Source organism: Bradyrhizobium denitrificans, assembly GCF_013179005.1.
In the GTDB taxonomy this organism is placed as follows: domain Bacteria; phylum Pseudomonadota; class Alphaproteobacteria; order Rhizobiales; family Xanthobacteraceae; genus Bradyrhizobium; species Bradyrhizobium denitrificans.
In genome coordinates this window covers 156,134-165,254 of sequence record NZ_JABFDP010000009.1, presented here as the reverse complement: position 1 = coordinate 165,254, position 9,121 = coordinate 156,134, and the positions used below count along the sequence as shown (strand labels likewise).

General features: G+C 64.6%; 10 protein-coding genes and 1 tRNA gene. 7 read left to right on the top strand and 4 right to left on the bottom strand.

Annotated elements, in window-relative coordinates; all coding sequences use genetic code 11:
* Positions 1–14: 14 nt before the first annotated feature.
* Both HL671_RS11895 and HL671_RS11890 read left to right on the top strand, forming a co-directional pair.
* Positions 15–653, top strand: a complete 639-nt coding sequence (locus HL671_RS11895; protein WP_172236534.1) for a TetR/AcrR family transcriptional regulator — start codon at positions 15–17, stop codon at positions 651–653.
* A 13-nt stretch (positions 654–666) separates the two neighbouring features.
* The gene (locus HL671_RS11890) at positions 667–1,155 is read left to right on the top strand and encodes an Lrp/AsnC family transcriptional regulator (protein WP_172236499.1); all 489 of its coding nucleotides are present in this window, start codon (positions 667–669) and stop codon (positions 1,153–1,155) included.
* 92 nt (positions 1,156–1,247) lie between these two features.
* Here HL671_RS11890 and HL671_RS11885 read toward each other — a convergent pair whose 3' ends face one another.
* A complete protein-coding gene (locus HL671_RS11885; protein ID WP_172236498.1) occupies positions 1,248–1,553 on the bottom strand; it encodes an ETC complex I subunit in 306 nt (101 codons plus the stop codon).
* Between the two features lie 226 nt (positions 1,554–1,779).
* Here HL671_RS11885 and HL671_RS11880 point away from each other — a divergent pair, with 226 nt between their 5' ends.
* The 5 genes from HL671_RS11880 (at position 1,780) to HL671_RS11860 (ending at position 6,587) form a co-directional block, all read left to right on the top strand.
* The gene (locus HL671_RS11880; RefSeq protein ID WP_012044111.1) at positions 1,780–2,937 is read left to right on the top strand and encodes an OpgC domain-containing protein; all 1,158 of its coding nucleotides are present in this window, start codon (positions 1,780–1,782) and stop codon (positions 2,935–2,937) included.
* A 174-nt stretch (positions 2,938–3,111) separates the two neighbouring features.
* Positions 3,112–3,516: a hypothetical protein gene (locus tag HL671_RS11875; protein WP_012044110.1), complete on the top strand. Its 405-nt coding sequence runs from the start codon at positions 3,112–3,114 to the stop codon at positions 3,514–3,516.
* A 37-nt stretch (positions 3,517–3,553) separates the two neighbouring features.
* The gene (locus HL671_RS11870) at positions 3,554–4,654 is read left to right on the top strand and encodes an efflux RND transporter periplasmic adaptor subunit (protein ID WP_172236497.1); all 1,101 of its coding nucleotides are present in this window, start codon (positions 3,554–3,556) and stop codon (positions 4,652–4,654) included.
* A complete protein-coding gene (locus tag HL671_RS11865; RefSeq protein WP_172236496.1) occupies positions 4,651–5,886 on the top strand; it encodes an ABC transporter permease in 1,236 nt (411 codons plus the stop codon). The genes HL671_RS11870 and HL671_RS11865 overlap by 4 nt, the downstream gene beginning before the upstream one ends.
* On the top strand, positions 5,883–6,587 hold the full coding sequence (locus HL671_RS11860) for an ABC transporter ATP-binding protein (RefSeq protein ID WP_172236495.1): 705 nt from the start codon (positions 5,883–5,885) through the stop codon (positions 6,585–6,587). The genes HL671_RS11865 and HL671_RS11860 overlap by 4 nt, the downstream gene beginning before the upstream one ends.
* A 268-nt stretch (positions 6,588–6,855) precedes the next feature.
* On the opposite strand, the gene HL671_RS11855 is transcribed toward HL671_RS11860, so the two are convergent.
* The 3 genes from HL671_RS11855 to HL671_RS11845 all read right to left on the bottom strand — a co-directional run bounded on the left by HL671_RS11855 (position 6,856) and on the right by HL671_RS11845 (position 8,745).
* A tRNA-Pro gene (locus tag HL671_RS11855) sits at positions 6,856–6,932 on the bottom strand.
* A gap of 197 nt (positions 6,933–7,129) precedes the next feature.
* Positions 7,130–7,783 carry a cold-shock protein gene (locus tag HL671_RS11850; protein ID WP_012044106.1) on the bottom strand — a complete coding sequence of 218 codons (654 nt, stop codon included), beginning with the start codon at positions 7,781–7,783 and terminating at the stop codon, positions 7,130–7,132.
* A 200-nt stretch (positions 7,784–7,983) separates the two neighbouring features.
* On the bottom strand, positions 7,984–8,745 hold the full coding sequence (locus tag HL671_RS11845; RefSeq protein ID WP_172236494.1) for an SIR2 family NAD-dependent protein deacylase: 762 nt from the start codon (positions 8,743–8,745) through the stop codon (positions 7,984–7,986).
* Positions 8,746–9,121 lie beyond the last annotated feature (376 nt).

Genomic DNA, 9,121 nt, shown 5'->3' with positions numbered 1-9,121 from the left:
TCGGTGAGGATGAGATGGCGCGCACGATCGGGTCTCATGGTCCGACCACGATGGAGGCGATCCGCAAGGCCGGCTTGCGGCTGATCTTCGAGCATGGCTACGAGGCCATGAGCTTGCGCCAGCTGGCCGCCGAGGTCGGCATCCAGCCCGGCTCCCTCTATAATCACATCAACACCAAGCAGGAGCTGTTGTCGGACCTGATCCAGGACCACATCAACGATCTGCTGCGCGAGCTCGAAGAGGCGCTGCGCGACAAGCAAACTCCGGTGGAGCGGCTGCGGGCGTTCGTTGCCTTCCATGTCAGCTATCACATGACGCGGAAGCGCGAGGTGTTCATCGCCAATTCGGAGTTGCGCAGCCTGGAGCCGCGCAATTACGAAGCGGTCGTGGCCCTGCGCGGCGCCTATGAACGCCGGCTGGCCGACATTCTGAGCGACGGCATGTCAGACGGGGTGTTCGACGTGGTGGACCTCCAGGTCGCGACCTTTGCCATCATCGCGCTGCTGACCGGGTTGTGCAGCTGGTATCGTCCGGGGGGACGGCTGACCAAGGAGGCAATCATCGCGGCGCATGAGAAGCTCGTACTCTCCGGGGTGATGCCGCAGGGCGCGTCACCCGGCGGCGGCCATCCCGGCCAAGGTACAAGGGAATAGGGATCGCGGGGCCATGGCGGAGCGTCCCGACCTCGACGAGATCGACCGGAGGATCCTGGCGGAGTTGCAGGCAGACGGCCGAATCCGCGTCAATGAGCTCGCCGACCGGGTCGGCATCTCGCAACCAAACTGCCTGCGCCGGGTCCGCGCGCTGCGCAGCCGCGGCGTGATCAAATCGATCCGCGCCGCCATCGACGAGCGGGCGTTGGGCTATGAGGTGGTGTCGTTCGTCTCGATCCAGCTCGACAGCCAGCATCAGACGGCGCTGGAGGCGTTCGAGGCCGCGGTCATGCCGCTGCCCTGGGTCCAGCAATGCTGGCGGCTGTCGGGGGACGCGGATTTCCTGCTGAAATGCGTCTCGACCGGCGTGGACGGCATGAGCCGACAGCTCCGGCAGTTCGCGGCCCTGCCCGGCGTCCGGGCCATCCGCAGTTTTCCGGTGCTGGGCCTTTCGAAAGACGCGCCGCTCCCGATCCCCAGTGACCCGCGCGCCAACGGCTAGGTTCATGACCAGTCACCGTTCCTCGGCGGGGCCCGATCAAGGCCATCCGATCGGTGGACGCGATTCAAAGCGTCCGGATCAAGGCGTCCAGATCAATGCGTCCAAGGCTCGCCGCGGCGGAATGAGAAATTGTCGGCATAGGCGATCTGCCGCTTCACCGGCTCCTTCGGCTCGATCACCTGGTACGGAATGCCCTTGCGCTCGCAATAGGCGATGGCCTCTTCCTTCGAGTCGAAGCGCAAGGTGACCTGCTGCTTCATGTCCGACGAGGAGGTCCAGCCCATCAGCGGCTCGACCGCGCGGGGCTGCTCCGGCTCGTAATCCAGCTGCCAGTCCCGGGTCTTGGCCTTGCCCGATTGCATCGCGTTCTTGGCGGGCTTGAAAATGCGTGCGGTCATGGCTGAAAGAGCCCCTCGGAGCAGCGGTTCGTCATGCGTTTGGCGGAAACGGCCGGGATGGGGTACACGCACGCTTCAGCACGGAACGGTGATTCCCATCCTGGACATGACCGTCTATCGTGCACGGTATAGTCATTCTGCCGTCCCGTGACAATCTCGGTCGACTGCCACGGCGCCTTCCGCTCCCCGAACTTTCCTCATTCAAAAACAGTGCGTTGAAGCGGCCATGAAAATCAATGCGACGCTGCCCGAGAGAGGGCGCGACCTGCGGCTCGACCTGTTCCGCGGCATCGCCAATTGGGCGATATTTCTCGATCATATCCCCGACAATGTGGTGAACTGGATCACGACCCGGAATTACGGCTTCAGCGACGCCGCTGACCTGTTCGTGTTCATCTCCGGCTATACCGCGTCCTTCGTCTATGCCCGCATGATGATCGACCGCGGCTTCATCGTCGGCGCCACCCGCTTGTTCAAGCGGGTGTGGCAGCTCTACGTCGCTCACATCGTGCTGTTCGTCATATATATTGTGGCCATCAGCTATCTGGCGACACGCTTCGGCGTCTCCGAGATCATCGACGAGTTCAACGTTGCCGGACTGGTCGACCATGCCAGCGATACGCTGGCGCAGGGGCTCATCCTGAAGTTCAAGCCGGTCAATCTCGACGTGTTGCCGCTCTATATCGTGCTGATGGGTTTCTTTCCGCCGGTGCTGTGGCTCATGCTGCGGCAGCCGGATATCACGATGATCGCCTCGATCGTGCTGTGGCTCCTCGCGCGCCAGATGGGGTGGAATTTCGCCGCCTATCCGGCCGGCACTTGGTATTTCAATCCGTATTGCTGGCAGGTGCTGTTCGTGTTCGGCTCGTGGTGCGCGCTCGGCGGCGCGCGCCGCTCGATGGGCATCATCATGGCCCCGGCGACACTCTATTTCTGTCTGGGCTACCTGCTGCTCGCATTGATCATGACCATGGCCGGCCGCTTTCCGGACTATGGCACGATGTTGCCGCACTGGCTCTATTCGGCGTTCAATCCGAACGACAAGACCAATCTCGCGCCCTACCGTTTCCTGCATTTCGTGGTGATCGTCATCCTGGTGATCCGCTTCGTGCCGAAGGAATGGCCGGGCCTGGAATGGAAGGGCTTCGATCCGCTGGTGGTGTGCGGTCAGCAATCGCTCGCGGTATTCTGCGTCGGCGTCTTCCTGTCCTTCATCGGCCATTTCACGCTGATGCTGAGCTCGGGCTCGCTGCTGGCGCAGATCCTGGTGAGCGCCGCAGGGATCGCGATCATGACGACGGTGGCCTATTACATCTCGTGGTCGAAGCGCCAGGACAAGCCGCTGCCGAAGCCAGCCACACCCAAGACCGCCGCGGCGAAGTGAGGCGGTGCCGGGAGGCCGCCCGCACGCGGCGGCCTTCCCGTTGACCTGCATCAAGCCGGGCCTGGTCCGGGCTGGCTAAGGTCGTCAGCACAATGGTGCCGCGTGCCGCGGCGCGCGCTCCCTGAGCGCACGTGCCGCCTGCTCACGCGGCGATTTGCTGACAAGGACCAGATCATGCCGACTCATTTTCATGCCGTCGTGTGGCTCGATCACAGCGAGGCCAAGCTGTTCCATATCGGTCTCACCGGTTCCGACGAGCTGACGCTGCATCCGCATCTGCAGACCAAGCATCTGCACCACAAGGCGAACGCCATCGGCAGCGGCCATGCCGCGCCCGACAAGCATTTCCTGGAGGAGATCGCGGCCGCGCTCAACGATGCCGGCGAGATCCTGATCATCGGTCCAGCGAGCGCGAAGACGGAGCTTGCCAAGTACCTGCACGAGAAGCATCCTGCGGTCGGCAAGCGGATCGTCGCCGTCGAAGCCGCCGATCATCCAACCGATCGCCAGATCGTCGCCTATGCCAAGCAGCACTTCAAAATGGCGCCGCCTCGCGTTGCGACGGGCACCGCGGGCTGAATAGAAGCTGCCTTCCCGTCGCAGGGTCCAGTCGACCATGGACATGCTGACGCCGGATCGATCCAGCGCGATTGCCGCCAACCATCCACCTGCCCCGCCGGCCGCCGACCGCGGCCGGCGTCACTTTCCCTGGCCTGGCCTGCTCACGATGCTGCTGGCTCTCGCCGCGACGGCCGCGCTGGCGGCATGGTGGCTGCGCGGACCTGCGATCACGGTCGTTCGCATCACGCGCGGCACGGCCGCCGAGATCGTCTATGCCACCGGAGCGGTCGAGCCGGAGACATGGTCGCGCACCACGCCGCTGGTGCGCGGCCGCATCGTCGAGCGCTGTCGCTGCGAGGGCAAGGCGGTCAAGGCTGGTGACCTGCTGGCGCGGCTCGACGACAAGGAGGCGCTGGCCACCCTGAACGATCTGCGCGCGCAGGAGGAGTTTCAGCGGCACGAATTCGAGCGGCAGTCACAGCTGCTGGCGCGCGGCGCGTCCACGTCGCAGGCCTATCAGCGCTCCGAAAGCGACCTCGCCCGCATCCGCGCGCAGATCGCGGCGCAGAGCCAGCGCCTCGATTATTTCAGGCTGGTGTCGCCGATGGATGGCGTCGTGCTCAAGGAGGATGGCGAGGTCGGCGACATGGTCGACCCCGGCACCATCCTCTATCGCGTCGGCCTGGAGAAGCCGCTCTGGGTGATCGCCGACGTCAATGAAGAGGACATCCCCCGCGTCCAGGTCGGGCAGAAGGCGCTGCTGCGCAGCGATGCGTTCGGCAGCCAGGCGCTGCCCGGAACGGTGAAGCAGATCACGCCGGCGGGCGATCCCGTTGCCAAGACCTTCCGCGTCCGGATCGGCCTGCCCGACGACACGCCGCTGCGTGTCGGCATGAGCGTCGAGGCCAACATCGTCAGCCGCGAGAAGGCCGATGTGCTGCTCGTGCCGGCCAATGCCGTCGTGAATAACGGCCTGCTGGTCATTGACGACGGCCGTGTGCACCGTCGGAAGGTCCGCGTCGGCATCAGAGGCTCCGCGGCCGTGGAGATCCTCGAAGGCGCGCAGCAGGGCGAGATGGTGGCAGCCCCCGCGACTGCCGACATCAAAGACGGCGAACGGGTCCGGCCGATGGAGATCGAGACTGCAGCGCCATGAGCCTGGTCCTCACCATCGCCTGGACCCATGTGCGTCATCGCGCTCGGCAGACGCTGGTCGCGATCGCCGGGGTGATGACCGGCGTGGCGTTCTCGGTGATGATGGCGGCCATGATGGAGGGATCGCAGGACGATTTCATCCGCACCCTGGTCGACGCGCTGCCGCACATCTCGATCACCGACGAGCTGCGCGAGCCGAGCCGTCAACCGGCCGATCAGATCTACGCGGCCGCCGAATTCCACGGCCTGAAGCCGAATGTGCGGCGCCCCGGCATCAAGAACCCGATGGCGACGATCGCCTCACTGCAGGGCTGGGTGCCCGGTGCACTGACGGCGTCCGTGCAATCCAAGGCGGTGTTGCGCTTCGCCGGCCGCAATATCACCGTCGCGATCATCGGCATCGACCCGCGCACCGAAAGCGAGGTCTCGACCCTTGCCAGCCATATGCGCCAGGGCAGCCTCAATTCGCTGTATCGCTCGTCGCACGCAATCCTGCTCGGCGACCGGCTCACGGCCAAGCTCGGGGCGCGCGTGAACTCCAACATCACGCTCGCCTCCGCCCAGGGCATCAGCATGAACGCCACGGTCGTCGGCACCTTTCACTCCGGTTTCCGCGCCACCGACGAGACCACCGGCTATGTGCTGCTGCGCACCGCGCAGATCCTCGAGCGCCAGACCGGCATCATCAACGAGATCCGCATCCGGACCAACGATCCGATGCAGGCCCGGCTGATCAGCGAACGGATCGGAGAACAGACCGGCTACAAGGCGATCTCCTGGCAGGAGGCGCAGGAGGATCTGCTGTCGGCGATCACGCTGCGCAACGTGCTGATGTACACGATCGTCGGCGCCATCCTGCTGGTCGCGAGCTTCGGCACCTACAACATCATCTCGACGATCACGCATGAGAAGACCCGCGACATCGCGATCCTGAAATCGCTCGGCTTTCGCGACCGGACCATCCGCAGCATCTTCATCATCGAGGCGCTGTTCATCGGTCTGACCGGCGCGGCCTTCGGCTGGGTGCTCGGCTATCTCCTGACTCGCGGGCTTGCCTCGCTCGAGTTCAAGACGCCGTTCTCCGACTACAATCACCTGCCCGTCTTGTATTCGTTGAAGCACTATCTGCTCGCCACCGCCGTGGCGCTGCTGTCGAGCGTGGTGGCCGGCTACTTCCCGGCCGGCGCCGCGGCGCGGCTGCATCCCGTCGATATCATCCGGGGTGCGACGTGAGTCCGCCGCTGATCGAAGCGCGCCAGGTAACGAGGATCCTGCCCGGCGAGGTGCCGGTGACCCTGGTCGCCGACATCAACCTTGCGATCGGCGCGCGCGAATTTATCGCGATCACCGGCCCGTCCGGGTCGGGCAAATCCTCCCTGCTCTACCTTCTGGGTCTGCTCGATCTTCCAACCCGGGGCGACGTGCTGATCGATGGCCGCTCCACGACCGCCATGACCGAGGACGAACGCGCGGAGATGCGGCTGTCGCGTCTCGGCTTTGTCTTCCAGTTTCATTTCCTGCTGCCGGAATTTTCGATCACCGAGAATGTCGCGCTGCCGATGCGGGCACTGGGGCGGCTGTCGGCCCGGGGCATCACGCAGCGCGCCGAGGAGCTGCTCGCCTCGCTCGGCCTCGCCGACCATTTGCGCAAGACGCCGGACAAGCTGTCCGGCGGCCAGCGTCAGCGCGTGGCCGTGGCCCGTGCGCTCGCCAACGATCCACCGGTGATCCTCGCCGACGAGCCGACCGGCAGTCTCGACACCGCAGCGACGGCGCAGGTGTTCGGCATCCTGCGTGACCTCGTGATCATGCGCGGCAAGACGGTCGTCGCCGTGACCCACGACCTCAATCTCGCCGCGCAGATGCAGCGGCGCGTCCATATCGTGGACGGCCGCCTCGCGGACGATGCGCAGGCGCAACCGCCAGTGCGCTGACGGCCTGCGGCCGCCGGTCCGCCTGCCCTCTATGTATTTGATTTAGCGCAAAGACGCCCCAAGGCCTTTCCGCTGTTGTGCGGCTTGGCGGATGTTCCTTCCCCGGATTCACCCGCTCCACTTCGGATGCTCTCGAGTCTTGCCGCTGCGAGGGCATCCGAATTTTTTTTTGGGGGGGGGCGCCGCGCTCCGACGCGGCGAGCTCCGGCGCTTGCTCTGACGGGCATATCCGGATGAGGGAAACCCGGCGGCCGTACCGCCTGGGAAATGGTCGGGGCAGCTGGATTCGAACCAACGACCTGCAGTACCCAAAACTGCCGCGCTACCAGGCTGCGCTATACCCCGATCTCCTGGAAGGACCACGTCACTACACGCTCGCGGGCTCCGCAGCAAGACCGCGGACGGCCGGCTCCCGGCGGGCGGTCGAGAGACGGGTGGCCAAGACACGCTTCCGCAAGGCGCCGGCTGAGAACGCATCAGCCCCGGGAAGAGGTCTCCCCGGGGCTGCCGAATTCCGCAGTCGCTGCGTTCCGACCCTTGGCTCAGTGCGACGACAGCGCCGGAGAGCCAGTCTCGGGATGGATCTCTGCCGCCATCATGCCCTTGGAGCCCGGCCCATAGCGGACCAGCACCCACTGGCCGGGCCGCAGCTCGGTCATGCCGAAGCGGCGCAAGGTCTCCATATGGACGAAGATGTCCGGGGTCCCCTCGCCGCAGGTCACGAAGCCGAAGCCACGCAGCCGGTTGAACCATTTGACCTGCGCACGCTCCAACCCGCTGGTCGGCGTGACCGTCACATGGGTACGCGGCGGCAGCATCTGCGCCGGATGGATCGCGGTCGACTCGTCCATCGAGACGATGCGAAAGGCCTGGTAGCCCTTGGCGCGCTGAACGCACTCGACCACGAGTCGAGCGCCTTCATAAGCCGTCTGATAGCCGTCGCGCCTGAGCACCGTGACGTGCAGCAGCACGTCCGGCCAGCCATTGTCGGGAACGATGAAGCCGTATCCCTTCGACGCGTCGAACCATTTGATGACGCCGCTGATTTCGACGAGGTTCTCGCCAAGACCGGCTAGCGCATCGATCGCTGCGTCGCGCGCGACACCGCCTTGATAGTCTGCCCCGAGACGGTTGGGTGCGGACACACCAGCAACCGGTAACCCGAGCTTCTTGGACTCAAATCCGTCCGACCCCATAACCCCGGACCTCACAGATAAATTGTGAGCCGCCACCCCTGCAACGGCGTTCTTAACCGCATGATCACCACTTATACCCACGGCGAGCCACGCGAATCTCTCGAATCAAAGATAACATTCCCTCGTGCCGCGCATAGACAAAAATCGGTTTCAGTGAGGCATATGAACAGACATGCAGGCAAAAATGCATCAATTTCCGTTCAATTACGGAGGAACGGACCAAGCACTTCGCCGATGTCATCGTGAATGACGAGATCAGCAACGTCGTCCTGATCAGTCGGTTCCCGGTTGATGATGACAAGTCGTGCACCCGCCTGCTTTGCCATCAATGGAAAGCCCGCCGCCGGCCATACAACCAATGACGAGCCGATCGCGATGAAGAGATCGCAATGCTGCGCCAGCTCGGTCGCGCGCTGCATCTCCGCTTCCGGCATCGCCTGACCGAACGACACCGTCGCTGTCTTCACCGGCGCGGCACAGGCCGGGCAGTCGGGCGCAGCGTTGTCGGCGGCATAGCGCTGTTGCACCCAGCCGATCTCATAGCGTTGCCCGCATCCGATACAGCGCGCGTAAGTGGTGTTGCCGTGCAACTCGACGACGTGATCGGGGGCGAAGCCGGAGTCCTGGTGCAGATTGTCGATGTTCTGCGTGATCACCGCGGGGATCTTGCCGGCACGGTAGAGCGCGGCGAGTGCGCGGTGGCCCCGGCTTGGTCGCGCCGCCGCAAACGTTTCCTGCATCGCAAAGCGCCGGCGCCAAGCCTCATCGCGGGCATCCTGGCTGGCGACGAACTCCTGGAAGTCGATTGGCCGGTTGCGGGTCCATAGCCCTCCGGGCGAACGGAAGTCGGGGATGCCGGCCTCCGTCGAAATGCCGGCCCCCGTGAACGGCACGATCACCTTGGCGGCCGCGATCATATCGCCCAAGCGGTTCACGCCATCCTGCAGATCAGATCGGATCATCGCGGCTCACCCGAACCAGTCATTCATTGCTGCGAGTTTAGCACGGCCGGCGACCAAGTCTCATGCGCCCGAACCGAGGCTGGGTCGCCGCGATGCAAGCGATACGAGTCCGTGGCTGCGTGTTCTACTGGAGCCAGGCATGGCGGCGCTGCTGTCCCCAGCCAAATGGTGAGCGGGCATGTGATGGCGACCGGCGTCCGCAATCACGCCCCAATCGGGCACCCACATCACGACAGCGATTCGCCAGGAAGTTTGTCATGCGTCTCAGGGCGAGCCTCGTCGGATTTGACCAGAGCAGAGAACATCCGTGGGACACAAAGAGACGCAAGACGATCGGCGTGCGCAGGAGCGCGCCGAAATCACCGCCCGCATTGCG